Consider the following 25,217-nt stretch of genomic DNA (forward strand, 5'->3'; position numbering starts at 1 on the left):
TGCCGTGACCGAAGATTGCTCCTGGCCCAGCGGCCGTCATACGGTCGGTTGCGGCCGTTGTCCCGACCGTTGTCCCATGACGTGTCCGACCCGGTCCATCCCGATCCTTCAGTTCTCCTGCCAGGAGCCCGCCCAGTGCCTGCCGGAACAGTCCCCCGCCGAGCCGTACAGGCCGCGGCGCTACTCACGATGCTGGTGTCGTTCGTACTCCAGCTCGTGGGCGCGCTGCTGCCCAACGTGCCGCTCTTGATCGCCACCTCGGCGGCGGGCCTCGCGCTCGATCTCTATCTGCAGCACCGCGACCCCGGTCTGCTCGCCCTGCTCGGCAAGGTCCGGTTCGACGTCATGGTGCGGCAGTTGCTGCGCGACATGGTGATCATGCTGGGGCTGCTGCGGCTGCACGACGACGGCTCGCTGCGCGACTACGCACCGGTCTTCGTCGGCGTCGTCCTCTTCTACGCGGCCCACCTCGGCTGCCAGGCGGTCGCCATCCTGGTCCGCCGCTCGCGCACCCTGCCGTTCGTCACCCGCAACATCGACGCGTCCGGGCTGCACCTGACCGCCGCCCCGCCGCGCATCCTGGCCCGCCAGCACGGCCGCCGCCTGGTCCGCTTCGCCGTCCCGGCGACGGTGGGCCTGCTGGTCACCGTGGGCTCCGGCAAGGCCGCGGGCGCCATGGCCGGCGTCGGCCTGGCCCTGCTGCTGGCCCTCGGCGGGCTGCTGTACCTGGCGAGCTGGCTGCGCCCGGCCAAGCGGATCGCCTCCGAGGAGCAGGCCATAGAGTGGCTCGACCGCTGGCTGGCCGACTACCGGCCGACCGTCGGCATGTACTTCTCCGGCGGCACCAGCTCCGCCTACCAGGCGAACATGTGGCTCTCCACGCTCGCCCAGCTCGACGGCAACCCGATCATCGTGCTGCGCGAGCGCTTCATGGTGAAGAAGATCGACGCCACGGACATCCCGATCGTGTGCATCCCCAAGGTCCACCACCTGATGGCCCTGGAGAAGTCCACCCTCAAGGTGCTGCTGCACCCGTCGAACTCCGGCAAGACCTCGCAGGTCCTGCGGATGCCGTCGATCAAGCACGCGTTCATCAACCACGGCGAGAGCGACAAGCTCTCGAGCTGCAACCCGTACTCCAAGGCGTACGACGAGATCTGGGTCGCCGGCCCGGCCGCGCGCGAGCGCTACCAGCTCGCCGACATCGGCGTGGACGACCGGGACGTCGTCGAGGTCGGCCGTCCGCAGCTCGCCCCGATCCGGCCGTACGCCGGTCCGCCCGTCCGCCCGTACACCACCGTGCTGTACGCCCCCACCTGGGAGGGCTGGGACGGCAACCCGGGCAACACCTCGGTCATGCTGGCCGGCGAGAACATCGTCCGCGAGCTGCTCGCCGACCCCACCGTCCGGCTGCTCTACAAGCCGCACCCGATGACCGGCTCCGTCGACCCGCGCGCGGGCGAGGCCAACCGGCGCATCAAGGACATGATCCGCGAGGCCAACACCCGGCGCGAGGGCCCGCGCCCGGGCCCGGAGGCCACCGCCGAGCTGGAGCGCCTGACGGCGGAGCTCCAGGCGCTCACCACCAGCACCTTCCGTCCCAGCGTGGACGAGACCGAGCGGATGCTGATCCAGACCGCCCCGGAGCCGGGCCGGGCCGCGGCGGTCGAGGCCGCCACGGCCGCCTGGGAGGCGGCGTACTGGGCCTCGCTGCCCGAGTGGGAGCACCAGATCGTCACCGGCCCGCGGCCGGCGCTCTACAGTTGCTTCAACCAGGCCGACGTGCTGATCAGCGACGTCTCCAGCGTCGTCTCGGACTACCTGATCAGCGAGAAGCCGTACGCGGTGGCCAACACCAGCGGCATGAGCGAGGAGGAGTTCCTCGCGAACTTCCCGACCGTCACCGCGGCCACCATCCTGACCCCCGACGGCTCCGGCGTCCGCGCGCTGCTCGCCGCGGTCCGCGACCCGCGCCTGGACCGCCTCGCCGAGGCGCGCGCCCAGCTCAAGGTCCAGTTGCTCGGCCCGTCCGACCCGCCGTCCCTGGTCCGCTTCAACCAGGCCGCCCTGGACCTGGCCCACGAGGCCGACGAGCGCGCGGCCCGCGTCGCCGCGCGGGCGGCGGCGTCCGAGATTCCGGGCCAGCGGGAGGGCGCGGGCGCCCTTCTCCCGGGCGAGGAGCCTTCCCCGGCCGCCGGGGGCGGGGGCGACTGGTTCAGCCCCGTACAGGGCCGCTGAGGCGATTCCCGCACCGTGTGCGGAGGGGCGGGACAGGGGTGTTTGCCCCGGTCCCGCCCCTTCGCCGTTTCCTGGGGGCGAGCCCCCAGCCCCCCTGAAACCGCGCTCCGCGCGGTTGTCCTCAAGCGCCGGACGGGCTGATTCAGCCCGTCCGGCGCTTGAGGACGAGCGGCGGAGCCGCGACAAGGGGGTCTGGGGCGCAGCCCCAGGAAACGGCGAAGGGGCGGGTCAGGGGCACGAACCCCCGGACCCGCCCCCGCAGGGCGCCGCTTACGCGAACGGGTCGAACCCCTCGTACTCCTGCTCCGCCTCGTCCCGCTCCGCCTGCTTGTCCCGCCGCCGCTGCGCGGCAGGCCGCGGCGCCTCCAGCCGGTGGTCCTCGCCACGACGGCCGAGCATCTCCGCGCCGGCGGCCATGGTCGGCTCCCAGTCGAAGACGACCGCGTTCTCCTCGGAGCCGATGGCGACGCCGTCGCCGGCGCGGGCACCGGCCTTCATCAGCGCGTCCTCGACGCCGAGGCGGTTGAGGCGGTCGGCCAGGTAGCCGACGGCCTCGTCGTTGTTGAAGTCGGTCTGCCGCACCCAGCGCTCCGGCTTCTCGCCGCGCACCCGGTAGATGCCGTCGTCCTCAAGGGTGACGGTGAAGCCCGCGTCGTCCACGGCCTTGGGACGGATGACGATGCGGGTCGCCTCCTCCCTCGGCTTGGCGGCGCGCGCCTCGGCGACGATGCCGGCGAGTGCGAAGGACAGTTCCTTGAGGCCGTGCCGGGAGACGGCCGACACCTCGAAGACGCGCAGGCCGCGGGCCTCCAGGTCGGGGCGGATCATGTCGGCGAGGTCCTGGCCGTCGGGGATGTCGACCTTGTTGAGGACGACGATCCGCGGCCGGTTCTCCAGGCCGCCGTACTCCTTGAGCTCGGCCTCGATGACGTCGAGGTCGCTCAGCGGGTCGCGCTCGGACTCCAGCGTCGCGGTGTCGAGCACGTGCACCAGCACCGAGCAGCGTTCGACGTGCCGCAGGAACTCCAGGCCCAGGCCCTTGCCCTGGCTGGCGCCGGGGATCAGGCCGGGGACGTCGGCGATGGTGTAGACGGTCGAGCCGGCCGTCACGACGCCGAGGTTCGGGACGAGCGTGGTGAACGGGTAGTCGGCGATCTTCGGCTTCGCGGCGGAGAGCACGGAGATCAGCGAGGACTTGCCGGCGCTCGGGTAGCCGACGAGGGCCACGTCGGCGACGGTCTTGAGCTCCAGGACGATGTCCTGGAGGTCGCCGGGCTCGCCGAGCAGCGCGAAGCCGGGCGCCTTGCGGCGGGCCGAGGCCAGCGCCGCGTTGCCGAGGCCGCCGCGACCGCCCTGGGCGGCGACGAAGGTGGTGCCCTGGCCGACGAGGTCGGCGAGCACGTTCCCGTGCTTGTCGAGCACGACGGTGCCGTCCGGGACCGGCAGGACCAGGTCCTGGCCGTCCTTGCCCGAGCGGTTGCCGCCCTCGCCCGGCTTGCCGTTGGTGGCCTTGCGGTGCGGGCTGTGGTGGTAGTCGAGGAGCGTGGTGACGGACTGGTCGACGACCAGGATCACGTCGCCGCCGCGACCGCCGTTGCCGCCGTCCGGGCCGCCGAGCGGCTTGAACTTCTCACGGTGTACGGAGGCGCAGCCATGGCCTCCGTTACCCGCGGCGACGTGCAGCTCGACGCGGTCCACGAAGGTGGTCATAGCGGGTTGCCTCCGATACGTAGGTGGGGTGTGTCTGTTGTAACGCAGCGAGGGCGGACCCGCTTCCCCGCAGGGGAAGGGAGGTCCGCCCTCGCTGTATCGCTCTACGGAAACCGTGATCGGAAGATCAGGCGACCGGAACGATGTTGACGACCTTGCGGCCACGGTGGGTGCCGAACTGCACCGCACCGGCGTTCAGCGCGAACAGCGTGTCGTCGCCACCGCGACCGACACCGGCACCCGGGTGGAAGTGGGTGCCACGCTGGCGGACCAGGATCTCACCGGCGCTGACGACCTGACCGCCGAAGCGCTTCACGCCGAGCCGCTGAGCATTGGAGTCGCGACCGTTCCGGGTGGACGATGCGCCCTTCTTGTGTGCCATGTCTCCTCAGTCCCTTACTTCGCGGCCGTCGGGATGCCGGTGATCTTCAGCGCGGTGTACTGCTGGCGGTGACCAATCCGCTTGCGGTAACCGGTCTTGTTCTTGTACTTCAGGATGTCGATCTTGGCACCCTTGTGGTGGTCCACGATCTCGGCCTGCACCTTGATGCCCGCCAGGACCCACGGGTCGCTGGTGACGGACTCGCCGTCGACGACGAGCAGCGTCGAGAGCTCGACCTGGTCGCCCACCTTGCCGTCGGAAATCTTGTCAACCTCGACGATGTCGCCGACAGCAACCTTGTGCTGACGACCACCGCTACGCACGACTGCGTACACGCGGATCTCACTCTCGCTAGTAATCGGGACCTCTGATGCCAGCCGCTCAGACGGGCGCGAGCCCGTGCTCTCCGAGTGGATGAGCGGCCTCTCCCGGCGGAACCGGGAGGGATTTGCTCAGGGGTGGGCGTACAGACGCCGAAAGGCAAGGTTACGGGGCCCCAGGCAAGGGGTCAAACCGGGCCTGCACTCAGCCCGTCCGGCGCTTGAGGACAACCGCGCGGAGCGCGGTTTCGGGGGCGCGGGGGCACAGCCCCCGCAAGAAACGGGAAGGGGCGGGACAGGGGCGAAACCCCCGTCCCGCCCCTCAAGGGCGGACCCTTACTCCTCCGAAGCCACGGCCTTCTTGGCCGGCGCCTTCTTCGCGGCAGCGGTCTTCTTCGTGGCCGCCTTCTTGGTCGTGGCCGCCTTCTTGGCGGTCGTCGACTTGGTGGCCGTCTTCTTCGCCGCCGCCTTCTTCGCGGTCGTCGTCTTCTTCGCCGCGGCCTTCTTGGTGGTGGCCTTCTTGGCGGCCGTCTTACGGGCCGTCTTCTTGGCCGGAGCCGCCTCGGACTCCTCCACCTCCGCCTCGGCGACGTCAGCCGCCTCCGGCGTCTCCGGCGTCACCAGAGCCTCGCCGGTCTCGGCCACCGCGGACGCCTCGACGGCTTCCGGAGCGGCCTCGACCGCCGCGGGGGCGGTGACGACGACCACGGCCGCCTCCGTGGCACCCGCGGGCGGCCCCGCCGGAGCGGTGGCCTTCCGGGTGGCGCGACGGCGCGGACGGGCCGGCGCAGCCGGAGCGGGCTCCGGCTCGGCGACGGGCTCCGCGGCGGGCTCGGCGACGGGCTCCGCCACCGGCTCGGCAGTGACCTCCGCGACCGGCTCGACGACGGCTTCCGCCACCGGCTCGGCAGCGGGCTCGACGACCGGCTCGACGACGTCCTCCGCCTCGGCCCGCTCGGCCCTGGCGGCACGCTCGGCCCGCTCGGCCCGCTTCGGCGCACCCGCCGGCGCGGACGCCTTCCGGGTCGCCCGGCGGCGGCCACGGCCGCCACGGGTCGCCGCGGCGGCCTCCGCCTCGGCCGGGCTGGAGAACCACTCGTCCTCGCCCCCGCCGACCGACGGCACCAGCTCCGCCTCGGTCACCGGCGACGGCTCCAGCTCGGGAGCCTCGGGCGCCTCCAGCGTCTCCTCCGCGGACTCGGCGGTCTCGACGGACTCGGCGGTCTCAGCGGACTCGCCCTGCGAACCCGCACCGCCCTTGCCGCCACCGCGCTTCTTGCCGCGCTTGCCGCCACCACCGCCACCGCCGACCGACGCCGGCTGGTCCATGTGGACGATCACGCCACGGCCGTTGCAGTGGACGCACGACTCGGAGAAGGACTCCAGCAGCCCCTGCCCGACCCGCTTGCGGGTCATCTGCACCAGGCCCAGCGAGGTCACCTCGGCGACCTGGTGCTTCGTCCGGTCCCGGCCCAGGCACTCCAGCAGGCGCCGCAGCACCAGGTCCCGGTTGGACTCCAGCACCATGTCGATGAAGTCGATCACGATGATGCCGCCGAGGTCGCGCAGCCGGAGCTGGCGCACGATCTCCTCGGCCGCCTCCAGGTTGTTCCTGGTGACCGTCTCCTCCAGGTTGCCGCCCTGGCCGGTGAACTTGCCGGTGTTGACGTCGACGACGACCATCGCCTCGGTGCGGTCGATGACGAGCGAACCGCCGCTCGGCAGCCAGACCTTGCGGTCCAGCGCCTTCATGAGCTGCTCGTCGATCCGGTACGTGGCGAAGACGTCGACGTCCGACGTCCACTTCTGCAGCCGGTCGACCAGGTCGGGCGCGACGTGCGAGACGTAGCCGTGGATGGTCTCCCAGGCGCCCTCGCCGCTCACGATGACCTTGGAGAAGTCCTCGTTGAAGATGTCGCGGACCACGCGGACGGTCATGTCCGGCTCGCCGTACAGCAGGCTCGGCGAGCTGGTGGAGATCATCTTGGACTTCTTCTGGATGTCCTCCCACTGCGCCTGGAGCCGCTCGACGTCGCGGCGCAGCTCGTCCTCGCTCGCGCCCTCGGCGGCGGTGCGCACGATGACGCCCGCGTCCTCGGGGACGATCTTCTTGAGGATCTGCTTCAGGCGCGCCCGCTCGGTGTCGGGCAGCTTGCGGCTGATACCGGTCATCGAGCCTTCGGGCACGTAGACCAGGTAACGGCCGGGCAGCGAGACCTGGCTGGTCAGGCGGGCGCCCTTGTGGCCGATCGGGTCCTTGGTGACCTGCACGAGCACGGACTGGCCGGACTTCAGCGCGGACTCGATGCGGCGCGGGCCGTTGCCCATGCCGAGCGCGTCGAAGTTGACCTCACCGGCGTAGAGGACGGCGTTGCGCCCCTTGCCGATGTCGACGAACGCGGCCTCCATCGACGGCAGCACGTTCTGGACCTTGCCCAGGTAGACGTTGCCGACGTAGCTGGTGGCCTGCTCCTTGTTGACGAAGTGCTCGACGAGGACGTTGTCCTCCAGCACGCCGATCTGCGTCCGGTCGCCGTTCTGGCGGACGACCATCACGCGCTCGACGGCCTCGCGGCGCGCCAGGAACTCGGCCTCGGTGATGATCGGCACCCGGCGGCGGCCCTGCTCGCGCCCCTCACGGCGGCGCTGCTTCTTGGCCTCCATGCGGGTCGAGCCCTTGATGGACTGGACCTCGTCGAAGCCGGTGCCGCCCTCCTTGAGGCGGTCGCGCGGCTCGCGGACCTTGACGACGGTGCGCTCCGGGTCGTCGGTGCCGTTCGCCTCCTCCATCGCCTCACCGGACCGGCGGCGGCGACGGCGGCGACGGCGGCTGCCCGCGGTCCCCGAACCGGCGAACTCGGCGCGGTCGTCCTCGGACTCCGCCTCCTCGTCGTCGTGCTCGGCCTCGTCGGCCCCGGCCTCGGTCTCGTCCGTCTCCTCGCCCTCGGCGTCCGCGGCCTCGCCACGGCGACGGCGACGGCCGCCCCGACGGCGACGGCGCGAGGGACGCTCGCCCTGCTCGTCGTCCTCGGCGGCGCCTTCCAGGGCCTCCGGCTCCTCGGCGGGCTCCTCGGGCTCCTCGGCCTCGACCTCGGGCTCGGCGGCGGCGGTCACGACCGGCTCGGCGGGCTCGCCCCGACGACGACGGCGACGACGGCCGTGCGTCGCCTGCTCCGTCTCCTCGGCGGCGGGCTCCTCCACGGGCCGCTCCCCGGCCGCGTACGCGGCGGCGGCGGACTCCGGCGTCTGGAACATCGGCTCGGTGAACACCGGCGCCTGGAACACGGCGGTCGGCGGACGGACCGCCCGGCGCCGGGTGCGGCCCGGTGCGGCCTCCTCGACGGGCGCGGCGGTCTCGGCGGCGGTCTGCTGCTCCACCTCAGAGCTCACGGCGCGCCGCCGGGTACGGTGGGCGCGCGGCTCCTCCTCGGCCGACGGCTCGACGGCGGGGGCCTCGGCGGTCTCGGCGGCACCGCCCCGGCGACGGGTACGGCGGGAACGCGGCTCCTCGGCCACGGGCCGGGCGGATTCGGCGGCGGGCTCGGCGGCGGCGGGCTCCGCGGCCTGCTCGGCGCCTGCCTCGGCGGTCGCGCTGCCGGCCGGACGCGTCACCCGGCGACGGGACCGCGCGGGACGCACCGGCTCGGCGGGCGCCTCGGGGGCTTCTTCGACGTCCGCGGCCTCTTCGGGCTCGTCGACGTCGTCCTCGTCGGTCTCGGCCGGCTCCTCGGTCTCGTCCTCGACCGGGACGACGGGCGCGGTCGCCGGACGGACCGCACGGCGGCGCCGGCGCGGCGGAGCGGCGGCCACGGCCTCCTCGCCGCCGTCGACGGTCTCGGCCGGCCCGGCCGGGGCGGTCTCGACGACCTCGGCGACCGGCTCGGACTCGGAACCCACCCGCGGCGGGCCCGCCGGAGCGGCGGCGCGGCGGACCGCGCGACGGCGAGGACGGGCCGGAGCCTCGGCCTCGGCGGCGACGGGTGCGACCTCGGGCTCGGTGGTGGGCTCCGCGGCCGGCTCGGCGGAGGCGGGCGCCTCGCCGGTGCCCGCGGCGGGGCTGGTGGTCTTGCGCGTCGCCCGGCGACGCGGACGGGCCGGCGTGGCGGGCGCCTCGGCGGCAGGAGCCTCGGCGGACGCGGCCTCGGCGGCGTTCACGTCGTCGGCGGGCTGCTGAGCGGCGGTCCCGGCCGGACCGCCGGCCTTGCGGACGGCGCGGCGACGCGGACGCGTCGGGGTGGCGGGCGCCTCGGCGGCGGGCGTCTCGACGGACGGCGCCTCGGCGGCGGTGTCGGCGGCGGCCGTCTCGGCGGACGCCGCGGCCGTGGCACGGGTCGCGCGGCGGCGCGACCGCGCCGGAGCGGCCGTCTCGACGGGCGCCTCCTCGGGCGCGGGCGTCGCGGACGGCGCGGCGGGGGCGTCGCCGGCGGCTTCGCTCACCGGCGGGCCGGCCGGGCGGGAGGCCACCCGGCGACGGCGGCGCGGCGGCAGCGTGTCGCTGGGGCTCCCGGTCGCGCCGCCGGCCGGCGACGCGTGGTGGGTGTCGTTCCCGGGCGCGTCGTGCGCGTTCCCGGATTCCATGGGCTCAGTGGGTTCGAGCATGCGGGCGGTTCTCCCGTCACGCTCCCGGGCGCCGCGCCGATTCCGGCCCGCCGGTCCGCGTGATGAGCGCGGTTCCGCCGTCCGGGGCGCGGTCGCCGCACGGGAGCTGTCGTCTCGCTCGCCGGGTCCGATCTGCGGCACCGGCGAAAGTCTTCTGGTCGGTGCGCCTGCCGGACTGCGGATACCCCCTGGAGGGGGGTGGCTCCCTGCTGCACCGGCGGCGCGTGACGCGTCCTTACGCTGGTCCGCCCGCCGCCGTCGCCGCGCCGGAGGCCGTTGATGAGACGGCCGCAGCAGCGTCGCGATCGGGCGCGAGCGGATCGGTCACCGTTCCGGTCTCATCGTCGAGCGGCCCCTGCGCCAGCCTGGTCACCGCGGCGGGGACCGGCGGCGCCAGGTCGGCCGTGGCGCGGAGCCCGGACAGGACGTCGTCGGGTCGAACGGCGGGTGTCGAATGCCGAACAACCAGCCGCAGTATCGCACAGGCACCGGTACCGGGCCTATCGGCCGGAGCGGCCGAGGCCTCGAGTCGGCACACGGCACCCCGCGCGTCGAAGGTGCGCATCCCGTTCTTGGTGCGGCGCGCGACCTCCACGGTCTCCGCCGCGAGGAACGCCGCCACGGCCCGCTCGGCCTCGGCGACCTCCACTCCGTCCAGCCGCAGTTCCCAGAGGGAACCCTCCAGCCGGTCGGCGAAGGAGGACGTCCGCGCCTCCACCGCGTCGACGACGTCGAGCCCGTCGGGCAGCGACTCGTCGAGCAGCTCCCGCAGCCGCGCGGGGTCGCGCGCCTCGGTGAGCTGGATCTCCAGGTACTCGGCCTCGCTGCCCGTGCCGGTGGGTGCGGCATTGGCGTACGACACCTTGGGGTGCGGCGTGAAACCGGCCGAATACGCCATGGGCACCTCGGCCCGGCGCAGCGCCCGCTCGAAGGCGCGCTGGAAGTCACGGTGGCTGGTGAACCGGAGGCGGCCGCGCTTGGTGTAGCGGAGGCGGATGCGCTGCACCGCGGGTGCGGGCGGCGGGCCTTCGGGCTGTCGCTTGCCCAGTGGTCTGATCCTTCGTGAGAGCGGTCGTACTGCTACCTAGAGTACGTGCACCAGGGGTCCCTCAAACCCGGCAGGGCCCCTGTTCGAACGCAAGTCCTGCGTGACGACGCCGAGGGGCGGCGGCCGCGCCCTTCCGATCCGGGTCGTGTGTCCGCGTACGCCGTCGGCCCCGTCCGGGGTGGACGGGGCCGACGGCGCGGGAAGCGTTGCCTGTCGGAAGCGCTACTTGTTGACGACCGAGAGCGGCAGGAGCTTCTTGCCGGTGGGGCCGATCTGGATGTCGAGGTCGAGCTGCGGACACACGCCACAGTCGAAGCACGGCGTCCAGCGGCAGTCGTCGACCTCGGTCTCGTCGAGCGCGTCCTGCCAGTCCTCCCAGAGCCAGTCCTTGTCGAGACCGGAGTCCAGGTGGTCCCAGGGCAGGACCTCCTCGTAGGTGCGCTCGCGGGTGGTGTACCAGTCGACGTCGACGCCCTGCGGGGGCAGGGTCTCGGCCGCGCACTTCATCCACTGGTCGTAGCTGAAGTGCTCGCGCCAGCCGTCGAAGCGGCCGCCGGACTCGTAGACCGCGCGGATCACGGCGCCGACGCGGCGGTCGCCGCGCGAGAGCAGGCCCTCGACGATGCCGGGCTTGCCGTCGTGGTACCGGAAGCCGATGGAGCGGCCGTACTTCTTGTCGCCGCGGATCTTGTCGCGCAGCTTCTCCAGGCGGGCGTCGGTCTCCTCGGCGGAGAGCTGCGGCGCCCACTGGAACGGGGTGTGCGGCTTGGGCACGAAGCCGCCGATGGACACCGTGCAGCGGATGTCGTTGGAGCCGGAGACCTCGCGGCCCTTGGCGATGACGTTGACCGCCATGTCGCCGATCTGGAGGACGTCCTCGTCGGTCTCGGTCGGCAGGCCGCACATGAAGTACAGCTTCACCTGGCGCCAGCCGTTGCCGTACGCGGTGGCGACGGTCCGGATGAGGTCCTCTTCCGAGACCATCTTGTTGATGACCTTGCGCATGCGCTCGGAGCCGCCCTCGGGGGCGAAGGTCAGACCGGAGCGGCGGCCGTTGCGGGTCAGCTCGTTGGCGAGGTCGACGTTGAAGGCGTCCACGCGGGTCGACGGCAGCGAGAGACCGATCTTGTCCTCTTCGTAGCGGTCGGCGAGACCCTTGGCGATGTCACCGATCTCGGTGTGGTCGGCCGAGGACAGCGACAGCAGGCCGACCTCCTCGAAACCGGTCGCCTTCAGGCCCTTCTCGACCATCTCGCCGATGCCCGTGATCGACCGCTCGCGCACCGGGCGGGTGATCATGCCCGCCTGGCAGAAGCGGCAGCCGCGGGTGCAGCCGCGGAAGATCTCGACGGACATCCGCTCGTGCACCGTCTCCGCCAGCGGGACCAGCGGCTGCTTCGGGTACGGCCACTCGTCGAGGTCCATGACGGTGTGCTTGGACACGCGCCACGGCACGCCGGAGCGATTGGGGACGACGCGGGCGATCCGGCCGTCGGGCAGGTACTCGACGTCGTAGAACCGCGGGACGTACACCCCGCCGGTCTTCGCCAGGCGGAACAGCACCTCGTCGCGCCCGCCGGGCCGGCCCTCGGCCTTCCAGGCGCGGACGATCTCCGTCATCTCCAGGACGGCCTGCTCGCCGTCGCCGATGACCGCGCAGTCGATGAACTCGGCGATCGGCTCCGGGTTGAAGGCCGCGTGCCCGCCCGCGACGACGATCGGGTCGTCCAGCGTGCGCTCGGCCGCGTCCAGCGGGATGCCCGCGAGGTCCAGCGCGGTGAGCATGTTGGTGTAGCCGAGCTCGGTGGAGAAGCTGAGGCCGAAGAGGTCGAACGCCTTGACCGGCCGGTGGGCGTCCACCGTGAACTGCGGCACGCCGTGCTCGCGCATCAGCGCTTCCAGGTCCGGCCAGACGCTGTACGTGCGCTCGGCGAGTACCCCCTCGCGCTCGTTGAGGACCTCGTAAAGAATCATGACGCCCTGGTTGGGCAGACCGACCTCGTAGGCGTCGGGGTACATGAGCGCCCAGCGGACGTCGCACTCGTCCCACGGCTTGACGGTGGAGTTGAGCTCGCCGCCGACGTACTGGATGGGCTTCTGCACATGCGGGAGCAGGGCCTCGAGCTGTGGGAAGACCGATTCGACAGGCATCTCGACGAACTTTCGTGAGCTGGCAGGGGGCGACTCTCAAGCGTAACGTGCCGCGACCATGCCCCCGGCACGGCGATCTCCGGCATCCGGCGGCGGCGAGGGCCCCATCCGGGACATCCCACGCGCACCGGCCCGTCCGGGGAGCGCTCCCGCCGCGGCGGGGACCACCGCGCGCCCCGACGACCGCGCCGCCGCCCGGTCACCCCTCCGCCACCCGCTCCCACACCCCCGCCAGCGCCCGCTCGCCCTCCGCCGCCCGGGCCTCCTCGCGGCCGTACAGCAGTCCGTAGGTGAACGTCGCCTCCCCGGCCACCGCCGCCTGGGCGCTGATCAGGCGCAGGGCGTCCCGGGTGAGGACGCTGTCCTGGTGGTCGCCGAGTACGGTCTGGACGTCCTTGAGCCGCTTGGCGAGCCGTTTCGCGTCCTTGCCCAGGGCCGGGGCCGCCGCCTCGGCCGCGTAGCGGGCCCGCTTGGCGGCCTTGCGGGCGTCGTGCAGGGCGGCGTCGCGGGCCGGTCCGGGGGCGGTGGCGAGGGCGCGCGTGACGCGGGCCGCGAGCCGTTCGCGGTCGCGGCGCACCGCTTTGGCCAGGGCCTTGGCGGAGGCGTCCGCCGCGGCGGGGCGCAGCGGCGGGTCGGTGACGAGGGCGTCGAGCCGGTTCAGCAGGGCGAGGTAGCGCTCGCCGTCGAGGGCGCTGGTGACCCTGCGGCGGGCCTCGGCGCGACTGCGGTTCGCCCAGATGCGCAGGCGGGCGCGGACCGGGCCGCGGACCAGGGTGCGCGGGAGGTCGTCGAGGTGCCGCCGGAGCCGTTCGGTGACCACCTCGCGGTCCCGGTCGACACCCAACTCAACGGCGAGCCACCGCAGTTCGGCACCCAGCGGGCCGGTGACGCGGGGGTCGAGGAGCCGGCCGTGGGTGCGGAGGGCGCTGCGCAGCCGCCGGGTGGCGACGCGCATCCGGTGGACGGCGTCCTCGGTGCCGAGCCGGGCGCCGGGGTCGAGGGTCACCAGGGCCTCGACCTGCTCGCGGAGGTGGGCGAGCACGACCGAGGCGGCGGCGCCGGTGTCGGGTGCGGGCGGTTCGGGCGCGGTCTCGGCGCCGTCGGCGCCGAGGGCGCGCGCGAGTTTGCCGGCGGCGGGCGACGGGCGGAGTCCGGCCGCGCGCAGGGCGGGTTCGAGGGTGTCGAGGAGGCCGGGGTCGGTACCGGGAGCGAGCTCCACCTCGATCTCGGTCCAGGCGGCCGTGGCCCCCGCTTCCCCGGCCCCGGGGACCTCGCCCGCCGGCTGCCCGGCGGTGACGGAGTCCGTGCAGATTTCGGCGAGGAGGGTGCCGCGGGCGTCGAGGAGGTGCCGTGCGTCGCGCCGCGAGACGACGCGGGCCAGCGGGACGAGGGGGGCGCCGCGGGTGCGGGCGCGGACGAGGGCGGCGAGCCGGCGCGGGATTCCGTCGGTGAGCGGGGCGCGCACCTCGTCGCGCACGCCGGGGGCGACGGGCAGTTTGAGGTGCCACCCGGCGTCGCCTCCGGTGCGGCGGCGCAGGGTGATGCCGGCGGCGAGGAGCCGGCGGTCGGCCGTGTCGTAGTAGACGGCGTCGAGGACCTGCGTCCCCCGGTCGACGACGCGGGCGACGGGCCCGGTCCCGCCGAGATCGGGCAGCCGGACGGGGGCCGTCGCGTCCTCGGCCGCGTACTTCCGCTCGATCTCCCGCACGATGGTGCCGCCGGCCCGGTCCATGCCGCCGAATCTAGTCGGCGGACGCGCCCGGCGGCAGGGCGCGAGTCGGCCACCGCCGGACGGGAGCCGTCAGGCCGAGGCCAACGGCCGCTGCACCTTGATCGACTGGAGGAGTCCGACGGCGATCCAGGCGGCGAACATGGATGAGCCGCCGTACGAGACGAAGGGCAGCGGGAGCCCGGTCACGGGCATGATGCCCAGGGTCATGCCGATGTTCTCGAAGGACTGGAAGGCGAACCAGGCGATGATCCCGGCGGCCACCACCGTCCCGTAGAGCTCGCTCGTCTCACGGGCGATGCGGCACGCGCGCCAGAGGATCACGCCGATCAGCACGATGATCGTGCCCGCCCCGACGAAGCCCAGCTCCTCGCCCGCCACGGTGAAGATGAAGTCCGTCTGCTGCTCGGGCACGAACTGGCCGGTGGTCTGGGAGCCGTGGAAGAGGCCGGAGCCGGTGAGACCGCCGGAGCCGATGGCGATCCGGGCCTGCTTGGTGTTGTAGCCGACGCCGGCGGGGTCGAAGGCGGGGTTGGCGAACGCGGCGAACCGGTTGATCTGGTACTCGTCCAGTATCCCGAGCTGCCAGATCAGCACACAGCCGAGCACGCCCGCGCCCAGCAGGCCGGCGATCCAGCGGTTGGAGGCGCCGGAGGCCAGCAGCACGGCGAGCACGATGACGACGAGCACCATCACCGAGCCCAGGTCGGGCATCAGCAGGATGACGAGGATGGGCAGGGCGGCGATGCCGAGCGCCTGGAGGACGGTGCGGTGGTCGGGGTGCGGCCGGTCGCCCGCGTCCACGGCCTGGGCCAGCAGCATGGCCATGCCCAGGGTGATGGTGATCTTGGTGAACTCGGAGGGCTGGATGGAGAACCCGCCGCCGAGCTGGATCCACGACCGGGCGCCGTTGATCGTCGCGCCCAGCGGGGTGAGCACGGAGAGGCAGCCGAGCACGGAGACCACGTAGAGCACCGGGACCACGCCGCGCAGCGCCCGGTGGCCCGCCCAGACGGCACCGGCGGCGAGGGCCACCCCTATGCCGATGTTGAGGACGTTGCGCAGCAGGAAGTAGTACGGGTCGCCGTGGGTGAGCTCGGTGCGGCCGCGGGTGGCGGAGTAGACGAGCAGGGTGCTGAAGCCGGACAGGGCGAGCGCGGCGAGCAGCATCACCCAGTCGAGGCGGCGCACGACGGAGTCGCGGTCGGTGAGCCGGGCCCAGGCGGAGCGCTGGGGGGCGAAGCGGCGGATGCGGAAGCCGTCGGCGCTCATACCGCTCATGTCGCTCACTCTTCCTGCTTCTCTTCCTTGCGGGCGGGCTCGGCAGGCGGCGGGTCGATGTGGGCGGCGACGATGCTGCCGTCCTTGTCGATCCTCGGCAGGCCGGCCTCCGGGTGGGGCAGCAGCGCCTTCTTGGCGTCGATCTTGCCCTGCTCGTCGACCCCGTACAGAGCGTTGTAGATCTTCCGGACGGCCGGCCCGGAAGCGCCGGATCCGGTACCACCCTGGGAGATCGTCATGACGATCGTGAAGTCCTGGGTGTACGTGGCGAACCAGGAGGTCGTCTGCTTGCCCGCGACTTCGGCGGTGCCGGTCTTGGCGTGCATCGGGATCTCCTTCTGCGGCCAGCCCTGGAAGCGCCAGGCGGCGCTGCCCTGGGTGGCGACGCCGGCCAGCGCGGAGTCGAGCTGGTCGCGGGTCTTCTTGTCGAAGGGCAGCCTGCCGTGCGCCTTCGGCCGGATCTCCTGGATCCGCTTGCCGTCGGGGCTGACGACGGCCTTGCCGACGGTCGGGTTGTAGAGGGTGCCGCCGTTGCTGATGGCCGCGTAGATGGTGGCCATCTGGATCGGCGTGACGAGCGTGTCGCCCTGTCCGATGGAGTAGTTGACGGAGTCGCCGGCGCGCATGCGGGCGAACGACTCGCAGTTCTCCTTGGCGATCTGGGCGGCGTAGTCGCCCTTGTCCCCCTTGTTCGCGTCCTGCCCCTGCTTGCACCAGGCGTCCTTGTTGGCCTCCCAGTACCGCTTCTTCCAGTCGCGGTCCGGGACCCGGCCGCGGACCTCGTTGGGCAGGTCGACGCCGGTGGGCTTGCCGAGGCCGAACTCACGGGCGGTCCGGTAGAACCAGTCCTTGGGGTGCTTGGGGTTGTTGCCGCCGTCCTTCTGCCACTGCCGGTAGGCCAGGTCGTAGAAGACGGTGTCGCAGGAGACCTCCAGCGCCCGGCCGAGGTCGATGGGGCCGTACCCCTTGGACTCGAAGTTCTTGAAGACCTGGTGACCGATGTTGTACGAACTCGAACAGTTGTATTTGTCGGTGAACGAGTAACCCGCGTTGACGGCCGCCGTGGCGGAGATGACCTTGAATACCGAGCCGGGTGCCGCCTGCCCCTGGATGGCCCGGTTGAGCAGCGGGTAGTCGGAGTCCTTGCCGGTCAGCGCCTGGTAGTCCTTGGCGGAGATGCCGCCCACCCACGCGTTGGGGTCGTAGGTGGGGTTGGACGCCATGGCGACCACCCGGCCGGTCTTGGACTCCATCACCACGACGGCGCCCGCGTCGGCCTTGTAGGTGGTGCCGGTGTTGCGGTCCATCTCCTGCCGGGCGTCCTTCATCGCCTGGTCGAGCTCGCGTTCCGCTATGGCCTGCACACGGGCGTCGATGCTGGTCACGACGTTGGAGCCGGGCTCGGCACGGTCGCTCTTGGCCTTGCCGATGACCCGGCCGAGGTTGTCGACCTCGTACCGGGTGACGCCGGCCCGGCCGCGCAGCTCGCCGTCGTACTGCCGCTCCAGCCCGTTCCGGCCGATCTCGTCGGAGCGCATCAGCGGGGTGCGGGAGTCCTTGGCCTTGGTGATCTCGTCGTCGGTGACGGGCGACAGGTAGCCCAGCACCTGGGCGGTGTTGGAGCCGCCGGGGCCGGGGTAGCGGCGGACGGCCATCGGCTCGGCGGTGATGCCGGGGAAGTCCTCGGCGCGCTCGCGGATCTGCAGCGCCTGCTGCGTGGTGGCCTCGTCGGTGATGGGGATCGGCTGATAGGGCGAGCCGGCCCAGCAGGGCTTGGGCGTCTTGGCGTCGCACAGCCGCACCTTGGCCGCCACGTCCTCGGGCTTCAGGCCGAGCACCCCGGCCAGCCGGGTGAGGACGCGCTTGCCCTTGTCCTTCATCTTCATCAGGTCGGTGCGGTCGGCCGAGACGACCAGCCGCGTCTGGTTGTCGGCGAGCGGGATGCCGCGCGCGTCCAGGATCGAACCGCGGGTGGCGGGCACGATGACCTGCTGGATGTGGTTGCTGGCCGCCTCGGCGGTGTACTCGTCGCCGTTGCGGATCTGGAGGTACCACAGCCGTCCGCCCAGCGTGAGCAGGAGCGAGACGACGAGGATCTGGATGACGACCAGCCGGATGGTGATCCGGGAGGTCCGGCCGGTCTCGGGGATGTTGCTCACCGGGCGGCTCCCCGGGCCGGGGGGCACGCGAACCGATCGACTGTCACAGGTGCTTGCCGCCCTTCCACTTGCTCCGCGTCCCCCGGGAACTCCGTGACAGCAGCCCGCCTCTCGACCCGCCGAGTCCCTTGCCGCGCCCGCGGCCGCCCAGGCCGGACATCCGGCCGTACGCGCCCTCGCCGGCGGCGACGGCGGTGGCGCCCTCGCCGGTGAGCGGGTCGTTCTCGGCCCGCCGGGCCAGCGCCATGATCAACGGCACGGTGAAGGGCGCCAGCAGCAGGTCGTAGAGGGCGGCGGTGAGCAGCAGGCCGGTGAGGCCGACGTGCCGGGCGGCGGTGTCCCCGACCAGGGCGCCGACCCCCGCGTAGAGCAGGGTGGAGACGACGGCCGCGCCGAGGACGACGAGCAGCGGGACGGTGGCCGACCGCAGCCGCCCGGTCTCCGGCCGGGCCAGCCCGACCAGGTAGCCGACGACGCAGAGGACCAGCGCGTAGCGGCCGGTCGCGTGGTCGGCGGGCGGGGCGAGGTCGGCGAGCAGGCCGGCGCCGAAGCCGACCAGGGCGCCGCCGGTGTGCCCGTAGACCAGGCCGAGGGCGACGACGACGAGAAGCAGCAGGTCGGGGACGGCGCCGGGGAGGTGGAGCCGGGCGAAGACGCTCACCTGGAGGACGAGGGCCACCACCACCAGCGCGGTCGAGAGCAGGATCCGGTTCAGGCGCATGGGCATGGGGTCAGTCCCTGGGTTCGGCGCTCGGGGTCGGGGTGGCCGTGACGGTCACCGTGGGCGTGGGTTTGGGCGCCTCGGGCTTGGGCGGCAGGACGCTGTCGCGCGGGTCGGCCTTGGGCGGTTCGACGACGACGCCGACCAGGTCGAGCTTGCTGAAGCCGACGAAGGGGCGCACCTGGAGGGTGCGGGTGAGCCGGCCGCCGGAGGGTTCGACGCGGACGACCTCGCCGACCGGGACGCCGGGGACGAACGGCTTGTCCTTGCTGGAGCCGAAGGTGACCAGGCGGTCGCCGGGCCGGACAGCGGCCTTGCCGTTGAGCAGCTCGACGCGCAGGCTGCTGTCGCCCTGGCCGCCCGCGAAGCCGATCTCGCCGCTCTTCTCCAGCCGGGTGCCGACGGTGAACTTGGGGTCGGTGACGAGGAGAACGGTCGAGGTGGACGGGCCGACGGTGGTGACGCGGCCGACGAGACCGTCCCCGTTGAGGACGGTCATGTCGCGCTTGACGCCGTCGTTGCTTCCGAGGTCGATGGTGACGGTCCAGGAGAAGCCCTGGGCCGCTCCTATGGCGATGACCTGGGCGCCCTTGATGCCGTACTGGCCGCGTCCCGCGGTGCCGAGCATCTTGTCGAGCTCGCGGACCCGGGCGTTGTTGCGGTCGTCGCTGCCGAGCTTCTGCTTGAGGGCGGTGTTCTCGCGCTCCAGCCGGGTGATCCGGTCGCTGCGGTCCCCCGAGTCGCGGACGGCGGCGACCGCGTCGGCGACCGGGTCGACGATTCCGGCGACGCCCTTCTCCACCGGCCCGAAGGCGGTGGCGGCGGCCCGCCGGGCGCCGTCGAGCGGGGACCGGTCGCCGCCCCGGATGTCGACCGTGATCAGCGCGAACGCGACGGCGATCAGCAGCACCAACAGCAGCCGGCTCTCTCGTGTGTCCCTCACGTGCGGCGGCATGCCCTTCTCGTCGGGTCTCCTCTGACCGGCGGGCCGTGCGGACGCCGGTCAGCGGCAGCGTTCTGCCTGTATATCAGGTCGATTCCGCCGGACGGCGGTGCCCTGCGCCGGTCACCTGCGGGGCTGCGCGTCCAGCACCTGCTGGAGGGCCTCGAACTCCTCCACGCACTTGCCGGAGCCGAGCGCGACGGAGTCCAGCGGGTCCTCGGCGATGTGGATCGGCATGCCGGTCTCGCGGCGCAGCCGCTCGTCCAGGCCGCGCAGCAGGGCGCCGCCGCCGGTGAGCACGATGCCGCGGTCCATGACGTCGCCGGAGAGCTCGGGCGGGCACTTGTCGAGGGTGGTCTTCACCGCGTCGACGATGGAGTTGACCGGCTCCTCGATGGCCTTGCGGACCTCGGCGGCGGAGATGACGACGGTCTTGGGCAGGCCGCTGACCAGGTCCCGGCCGCGGATCTCGGTGTGCTCGTCCTGCTCCAGGTCGTAGGCCGAACCGATGGTGATCTTGATCTGTTCGGCGGTGCGCTCGCCCAGCAGGAGGCTGTACTCCTTCTTGATGTGCTGGATGATCGCGTTGTCCAGCTCGTCGCCCGCGACGCGGATCGACTGGGCGGTGACGATGCCGCCGAGGGAGATCACCGCGACCTCGGTGGTGCCGCCGCCGATGTCGACGACCATGTTGCCGGTGGCCTCGTGGACCGGGAGGCCCGAGCCGATCGCGGCGGCCATGGGCTCCTCGATGATGTGCACCTGCCGGGCGCCGGCCTGGGTGGAGGCCTCGATCACCGCGCGGCGCTCCACGCCGGTGATACCGGAGGGGACGCAGACGACCACGCGGGGGCGGGCCATCCAGCGGCGCTTGTGGATTTTGAGGATGAAGTAGCGGAGCATCCGCTCGGTGATCTCGAAGTCGGCGATGACGCCGTCCTTCAGGGGCCGGACCGCCACGATGTTGCCGGGCGTCCGCCCGATCATCTTCTTCGCCTCGGCGCCGACCGCGAGGATGCCGCCCGTGTTCGTATTGATGGCGACGACGGACGGTTCGTTGAGGACGATCCCGCGGCCTCTGACGTACACCAGCGTGTTGGCGGTCCCGAGGTCGACAGCCATGTCACGGCCGATGAACGACATGTTGTTCCCCATGAGGATACGTCTGGCCTTCCCAGCTTGAGCGATTGCTTACTTGAGGTCGGCAGGTGGTGCGCTGCGGGGCGCGGAAGCTCTCATCGTAGTCTCGCCGACGGAAAGCGACGCGACGGCTGCTCCGCCATTGTCGGCGGAACGCGAGTCCGCCCCGGTAATGGTGACGTCGTGTCGGAGTGAGAGGTTCCCCCGATCGCCCACGCATATGTCAGAGGGCGACCGAAAAGAAATCGGTCGCCCCTGATCAGAATGGGAGCCGGCCTGATCCGGTATCAGCCGTGGTCGGGAAAGAAAATCTTGATTTCCCGCTCGGCGGACTCCACCGAGTCCGAGGCATGGATGAGGTTCTCGCGCGTGATGGTGCCGAAGTCACCACGGATGGAGCCCGGGGCGGCCGAAATCGGGTCGGTCGGGCCGGCGAGCGCCCGGACGCCCTCGATGACGCGCTCACCCTCGACGACCATGGCGACGACCGGACCGGACGACATGAACGCCATCAGCGGCTCGTAGAAGTCACGGCCGACGTGCTCGGCGTAGTGCTGTTCGAGGACGGCGCGGTCCAGGGTGCGCAGCTCCAGCGCGCTGATCGTCCAGTTCGCCTTCCGCTCGATGCGGGCGATGATCTCGCCCACGAGCTTGCGGGCGACCGCGTCGGGCTTGAGGAGGACGAGGGTGCGCTGGCTCATACTGCGGCTCCTTGCGGAAGATCGTGTGTGTGGGGCCAGAGGGTACAGGGGCGTACGCGACCGCCCGGCACCCGGTACGGGCCGGGGCGGGACGCGCGGGCGCGCGCCCTACGAGGCTTCCGCCTCCGCCGCGAACCGCGCCTTCGCCTCGTCGATCTTCCGGCCGAAGTGCACCGACGCCCACCACAGGGCGCCGAAGACCAAGCCAAGGGCGAACATCAACGGCACCACGAAACCGCTCGCGACCAGCCCGGCCTGGAGCAGCCAGCCGAGCTGTACGCCACCGGGACGGGTGATCAGCCCGCACAGCACCACGCTGAGCAGCATGGCCGTCCCGCTGACCGCCCAGACCGTCCCGGTGGACAGGTCGTCGTCCTTCATGGCCACCAGCCCGGCGAAGCCGATGATGAAGAATTCACCGATCAGGGTGCTCGCGCACAGCGTCCGCATGGTCAGTCCCTCCCGCGCAGCAGCAGGCGGGCGTCGCCCACCGTGAAGACCGAGCCGGTCACCAGGACGCCGGCGCCGGCGTACTCGCCCTCCTCCTCGGCGAGCGTGATCGCCGCCTCCAGGGCGTCGTCCAGCCGCGGCTCCACCTGGACCCGCTCCTCGCCGAAGACCTCGACGGCGAGCGCGGCCAGCTCGTCCACGTCCATGGTGCGGTCGGTGGAGTTGCGGGTGACGACGATCTCGGCGAAGACCGGCTCGAACGCCTCCAGCAGGCCGCGGACGTCCTTGTCCGCGCTGGCGCCCACGACGCCGACCAGCCGGCTGAAACCGAACGCCTCGGTGACCGCCTCGGCCGCCGCCCGGGCGCCCGCCGGGTTGTGCGCGGCGTCCAGCACCACGGTGGGGCTGCGGCGCACGACCTCCATCCGGCCCGGCGAAGTGACGGAGGCGAAGGCGCGGCGGACCACGTCGAGGTCCAGGGTGCGGGCGTGCTGCGAGCCGATGCCGAAGAAGGCCTCGACCGCCGCGAGCGCCACGGCGGCGTTGTGCGCCTGGTGGGCGCCGTACAGCGGCAGGAACACCTCGGGGTACTCGCCGCCGAGACCGCGCAGGGTGAGGAGCTGGCCGCCGACCGCGACCTCGCGGGCGACGACGCCGAACTCCATGCCCTCGCGGGCGACCGTGGCGTCCACCTCGACGGCGCGCTTGAGCAGCGCCTGCGCCGCGTCCACCGGCTGCTGGGCGAGGACCACGGTGGCGTCCTGCTTGATGATTCCGGCCTTCTCCAGGGCGATCTCGCCGGGGGTCGAGCCGAGCCGGTCGGTGTGGTCGAGCGCTATCGGCGTCACCACGGCGACCGTGCCGTCCACCACGTTGGTCGCGTCCCAGGTGCCGCCCATGCCGACCTCGACCACCGCGACGTCCACCGGAGCGTCGGCGAAGGCGGCGAACGCCATGCCGGTGAGCACCTCGAAGAAGGAGAGGCGGTGGTCCTCGTTCTCGTCGACCATCCGCACGTAGGGCTCGATGTCCCGGTACGTCTCGACGAACCGCTCGGCGCCGATCGGCACGCCGTCCAGGCTGATCCGCTCCAGGTACGTCTGCACGTGCGGGCTGGTGTAGCGGCCGGTGCGCAGGTCGAAGGCGCTCAGCAGGGCCTCGATCATGCGGGCGGTGCTGGTCTTGCCGTTGGTGCCGGTGATGTGGATGGACGGGTACGCGTGCTGGGGCCGGCCCAGGATGTCCATCAGCTTCCGGATGCGCTCCAGCGACGGGTCGAGCCTGGTCTCGCCCCAGCGGCCCGCGAGCTCGGCCTCCACCTCGCGCAGCGCCCGCTCGACCTCGGGGTCGGCGGGGCGGGCGGGAATGCCGTCGCCCTCGGGCGGACCGGCCTGGGCGCGCAGGGTGCGGCTGCCGGCCTCGATCACCGCCAGGTCGGGGTCTCGGGTGGTCTCGGCGTCGACGATCTCCTCGAACCGGTCGGTGCCGTCGGGGCCGCCGGATCTCTTCTCACCGAGGTCGTCGTGGTCGTCGTGCTCGTCGTTCTGGGGGCGCTCGCTCACGCGGCCCAGTCTACGGATCCGGGGCGGTGCGCCGGGGCAGGGGCCGGACGCGGGACGGCGCTGCGGGAGCGTTATGTTCCGCTTTGCCCTACGGTTTTAGTGCGGATTTCGTTTGATTGCGGAGGGATTCGCCGGAGACGTCCATGGGAGCGGGTGAGAAACATGGGCCCCGAGGACCGTGACCTGCTCCAGGCCGTCCTGGAGGCCCTGCCCGCCGGTGCCCTGCTGCAAAGCCCCGCCGACGAGATCCTGGCGGTCAACCGCCGTTTCGCCCGCATGTTCGACCTCGAAGGGCGGGTGGACCTCTCCCGCGGCGCCCCGATGCGTCCCGTCGTCCCCCTCGTCCGCTCCCGCTTCGCCCCCGGCCACGCGGCCTCCGGCAGCCCCGGCGAGATCCTGGCCCGCCGCCCCGTCCACCGGGCGGCCGAGATCCCCCTCGCCGACGGACGCGTGGTCCGCCGCGAAGTGGAGCCCCTGCACCACGCCGGCACCTACCTCGGCGCCCTGTGGTTCTTCACGGACATCACCGACCGCAAACGCCGCGAGCACGACCTCGAACGGGACAACGTCGCCCTCACCGAGCTCGCCCGGCAGCGCAACGCCTTCACCGCCGCCGCCTCCCACGAGCTCCGCACCCCGCTCACCACCGTCATCAGCTTCGGCGAACTCCTCGTCGACCCGGCGTTCGGCACCCTCACCGACCAGCAGCGGGCCTTCGCGGACGCCATCCGCCGCAACGGCGAACGGATGCAGCGGGTCATCGCCGACCTGCTGTTCACCACCCGGATGCGGGCCACCGGGCCGGAGCTGGAGTTCGGCCCGGTGGACGTGCCCGACATGCTGCGCGACGCCGTCCTGGAGTCCCTCTGCGCCCCGCCCGACGGCCCGCCGCCCGTCTTCACCGTCCTGGAGTGCGCCCCCGGCCCGCCCCTGCGCGGCGACCGCCACCGGCTCCGGCACGTTTTCGGGAACCTGCTGGAGAACGCCGCCAAGTTCACCCCGCCCGACGGCCGGATCACCGTCACCGCCGCGCCGCGCGGCGAGCACTGGGAGATCGAGGTCGCCGACACCGGCATCGGCATACCCGAGAACGCCCGCGAGGAGATCTTCACCGGCTTCGTCCGCGCCGCCAACGCCCGCTCCGGCGGCTACCCCGGCACCGGCCTCGGCCTGGCCATCGGCCGCACCCTCGTCGAACTGCACGCCGGCACGCTGACCGCGGGCGGTACGGAGGGCGAGGGCGCCGTCTTCCGCGTCACCCTCCCGGTCGCGGGCCCGCCGGGCGCCGTCCGGGAGGACGTCCCGTGACCCGCGTCCTCGTCGTCGAGGACGACCCCGACCTGGCCCTCGCCCTGCGCGTCCTCCTCGAACGCGCCGGGTACCACGTGATCCCCGCCGACGACGGCCGCGAGGCGCTCCGCCTCCTCTTCGCCGAACGCCCCGCCCTGGTGATCCTCGACATCGGCCTGCCCGAACTCGACGGCTGGGAGGTCCTGGAACGCACCCGCGACCTCAGCGACCTGCCCGTCCTCCTGCTCACCGCCCGCGGCGCCGAGACCGACCGCGTCCGCGGCCTGCGCTCCGGCGCCGACGACTACCTCCCCAAACCCTTCGGCAACGACGAGCTCCTCGCCCGCGTCGAGGCCCTCCTGCGCCGCGCCGCCCCCGCCCGCTGGGCCGGCGAGTCCTTCGACGACGGCCTCCGCCTGGTCCCCGAGCGCCGCTCCGCCGTCTGGCAGGGCCAGGAGGCCCGCCTCAGCGACATCGAATACCGCCTCCTCCAGATCCTCGTCCGCAACCGCGGCCGCGTCATCACCACCGAGCAGCTCCTCGACCGCGTCTGGGACGACCACGACGCCACCGGCCGCGAACGCGTCAAGTTCGCCGTCCTACGGTTGCGCCGCAAGCTGCGGCAGGCGGCGGGGGACGAGGCGGCGGATCCGGTGGAGGCCGTGCGGGGGCTGGGGTACCGGTACCGGACGTAGTCCGGGCTGATCTCAGCCCGTCCGGCGTTTGAGGACAACCGCGCGGAGCGCGGTTTCGGGGGTGCGGGGGCGGAGCCCCCGCAAGAAACGGGAAGGGG

Annotated in this window: 18 protein-coding genes; 3 read left to right on the plus strand and 15 right to left on the minus strand. The window is 72.6% G+C overall.

The window, feature by feature from the left end:
- The first annotated feature begins 189 nt into the window (after positions 1 to 189).
- The gene (locus ACZ6X9_RS14625) at positions 190 to 2,238 is read left to right on the plus strand and encodes a hypothetical protein (protein WP_469778656.1); all 2,049 of its coding nucleotides are present in this window, start codon (positions 190 to 192) and stop codon (positions 2,236 to 2,238) included.
- A 270-nt stretch (positions 2,239 to 2,508) separates the two neighbouring features.
- Here ACZ6X9_RS14625 and obgE read toward each other — a convergent pair whose 3' ends face one another.
- The 15 genes from obgE to folC all read right to left on the minus strand — a co-directional run bounded on the left by obgE (position 2,509) and on the right by folC (position 23,134).
- Positions 2,509 to 3,948, minus strand: coding sequence for a GTPase ObgE (gene obgE, locus ACZ6X9_RS14630; protein ID WP_469778337.1), 1,440 nt, complete (start codon positions 3,946 to 3,948; stop codon positions 2,509 to 2,511).
- Between the two features lie 127 nt (positions 3,949 to 4,075).
- On the minus strand, positions 4,076 to 4,330 hold the full coding sequence (rpmA, locus tag ACZ6X9_RS14635; protein WP_004950923.1) for a 50S ribosomal protein L27: 255 nt from the start codon (positions 4,328 to 4,330) through the stop codon (positions 4,076 to 4,078).
- Positions 4,331 to 4,344: 14 nt separating this feature from the next.
- Positions 4,345 to 4,665, minus strand: coding sequence for a 50S ribosomal protein L21 (rplU, locus tag ACZ6X9_RS14640; protein ID WP_004950921.1), 321 nt, complete (start codon positions 4,663 to 4,665; stop codon positions 4,345 to 4,347).
- A gap of 321 nt (positions 4,666 to 4,986) precedes the next feature.
- Entirely contained in the window at positions 4,987 to 9,249 is a 4,263-nt protein-coding gene (locus ACZ6X9_RS14645; RefSeq protein WP_469778338.1) for an Rne/Rng family ribonuclease, read from the minus strand.
- Between the two features lie 235 nt (positions 9,250 to 9,484).
- Positions 9,485 to 10,255 (minus strand): TIGR03936 family radical SAM-associated protein, encoded by a 771-nt coding sequence (locus tag ACZ6X9_RS14650; protein ID WP_469778339.1) that lies wholly within the window; start codon positions 10,253 to 10,255, stop codon positions 9,485 to 9,487.
- A gap of 264 nt (positions 10,256 to 10,519) precedes the next feature.
- On the minus strand, positions 10,520 to 12,448 hold the full coding sequence (locus tag ACZ6X9_RS14655; protein ID WP_469778340.1) for a TIGR03960 family B12-binding radical SAM protein: 1,929 nt from the start codon (positions 12,446 to 12,448) through the stop codon (positions 10,520 to 10,522).
- Between the two features lie 199 nt (positions 12,449 to 12,647).
- Positions 12,648 to 14,180 carry a CYTH and CHAD domain-containing protein gene (locus tag ACZ6X9_RS14660; protein WP_469778341.1) on the minus strand — a complete coding sequence of 511 codons (1,533 nt, stop codon included), beginning with the start codon at positions 14,178 to 14,180 and terminating at the stop codon, positions 12,648 to 12,650.
- 69 nt (positions 14,181 to 14,249) lie between these two features.
- Complete coding sequence (gene rodA, locus ACZ6X9_RS14665; protein WP_469778342.1) at positions 14,250 to 15,458, minus strand: rod shape-determining protein RodA; 1,209 nt, start codon at positions 15,456 to 15,458, stop codon at positions 14,250 to 14,252.
- 5 nt (positions 15,459 to 15,463) lie between these two features.
- Complete coding sequence (mrdA, locus tag ACZ6X9_RS14670) at positions 15,464 to 17,617, minus strand: penicillin-binding protein 2 (protein ID WP_469778343.1); 2,154 nt, start codon at positions 17,615 to 17,617, stop codon at positions 15,464 to 15,466.
- Between the two features lie 43 nt (positions 17,618 to 17,660).
- The gene (gene mreD, locus ACZ6X9_RS14675; protein WP_469778657.1) at positions 17,661 to 18,338 is read right to left on the minus strand and encodes a rod shape-determining protein MreD; all 678 of its coding nucleotides are present in this window, start codon (positions 18,336 to 18,338) and stop codon (positions 17,661 to 17,663) included.
- Between the two features lie 10 nt (positions 18,339 to 18,348).
- Positions 18,349 to 19,281: a rod shape-determining protein MreC gene (mreC, locus tag ACZ6X9_RS14680; RefSeq protein ID WP_469778344.1), complete on the minus strand. Its 933-nt coding sequence runs from the start codon at positions 19,279 to 19,281 to the stop codon at positions 18,349 to 18,351.
- A 123-nt stretch (positions 19,282 to 19,404) separates the two neighbouring features.
- Positions 19,405 to 20,424, minus strand: coding sequence for a rod shape-determining protein (locus tag ACZ6X9_RS14685; protein WP_004950903.1), 1,020 nt, complete (start codon positions 20,422 to 20,424; stop codon positions 19,405 to 19,407).
- Positions 20,425 to 20,708: 284 nt separating this feature from the next.
- Entirely contained in the window at positions 20,709 to 21,122 is a 414-nt protein-coding gene (gene ndk / locus ACZ6X9_RS14690; RefSeq protein ID WP_004950901.1) for a nucleoside-diphosphate kinase, read from the minus strand.
- Between the two features lie 108 nt (positions 21,123 to 21,230).
- Positions 21,231 to 21,572, minus strand: coding sequence for a DUF4233 domain-containing protein (locus ACZ6X9_RS14695; RefSeq protein ID WP_469778345.1), 342 nt, complete (start codon positions 21,570 to 21,572; stop codon positions 21,231 to 21,233).
- 2 nt (positions 21,573 to 21,574) lie between these two features.
- Positions 21,575 to 23,134 (minus strand): bifunctional tetrahydrofolate synthase/dihydrofolate synthase, encoded by a 1,560-nt coding sequence (folC, locus tag ACZ6X9_RS14700; RefSeq protein ID WP_469778346.1) that lies wholly within the window; start codon positions 23,132 to 23,134, stop codon positions 21,575 to 21,577.
- 162 nt (positions 23,135 to 23,296) lie between these two features.
- On the opposite strand from folC, the gene ACZ6X9_RS14705 reads away from it, so the two are divergent.
- A complete protein-coding gene (locus tag ACZ6X9_RS14705; protein WP_469778347.1) occupies positions 23,297 to 24,442 on the plus strand; it encodes a PAS domain-containing sensor histidine kinase in 1,146 nt (381 codons plus the stop codon).
- A complete protein-coding gene (locus ACZ6X9_RS14710; RefSeq protein WP_469778348.1) occupies positions 24,439 to 25,119 on the plus strand; it encodes a response regulator transcription factor in 681 nt (226 codons plus the stop codon). The genes ACZ6X9_RS14705 and ACZ6X9_RS14710 overlap by 4 nt, the downstream gene beginning before the upstream one ends.
- Positions 25,120 to 25,217 lie beyond the last annotated feature (98 nt).

This window comes from Streptomyces sp. NPDC052910, assembly GCF_055585605.1.

Coding starts and splice junctions, on each gene's coding strand:
- obgE (WP_469778337.1), bottom strand. CDS start 3,948: ATGACCACCTTCGTGGACCGCGTCGAGCTGCACGTCGCCGCGGGTAAC.
- mreD (WP_469778657.1), bottom strand. CDS start 18,338: ATGCGCCTGAACCGGATCCTGCTCTCGACCGCGCTGGTGGTGGTGGCC.
- rodA (WP_469778342.1), bottom strand. CDS start 15,458: ATGAGCGGTATGAGCGCCGACGGCTTCCGCATCCGCCGCTTCGCCCCC.
- ACZ6X9_RS14660 (WP_469778341.1), bottom strand. CDS start 14,180: ATGGACCGGGCCGGCGGCACCATCGTGCGGGAGATCGAGCGGAAGTAC.
- ACZ6X9_RS14655 (WP_469778340.1), bottom strand. CDS start 12,448: ATGCCTGTCGAATCGGTCTTCCCACAGCTCGAGGCCCTGCTCCCGCAT.
- ACZ6X9_RS14685 (WP_004950903.1), bottom strand. CDS start 20,424: ATGTCGTTCATCGGCCGTGACATGGCTGTCGACCTCGGGACCGCCAAC.
- ACZ6X9_RS14645 (WP_469778338.1), bottom strand. CDS start 9,249: ATGCTCGAACCCACTGAGCCCATGGAATCCGGGAACGCGCACGACGCG.
- ACZ6X9_RS14695 (WP_469778345.1), bottom strand. CDS start 21,572: ATGCGGACGCTGTGCGCGAGCACCCTGATCGGTGAATTCTTCATCATC.
- rpmA (WP_004950923.1), bottom strand. CDS start 4,330: ATGGCACACAAGAAGGGCGCATCGTCCACCCGGAACGGTCGCGACTCC.
- ACZ6X9_RS14705 (WP_469778347.1), top strand. CDS start 23,297: ATGGGCCCCGAGGACCGTGACCTGCTCCAGGCCGTCCTGGAGGCCCTG.
- ndk (WP_004950901.1), bottom strand. CDS start 21,122: ATGAGCCAGCGCACCCTCGTCCTCCTCAAGCCCGACGCGGTCGCCCGC.
- ACZ6X9_RS14625 (WP_469778656.1), top strand. CDS start 190: ATGCTGGTGTCGTTCGTACTCCAGCTCGTGGGCGCGCTGCTGCCCAAC.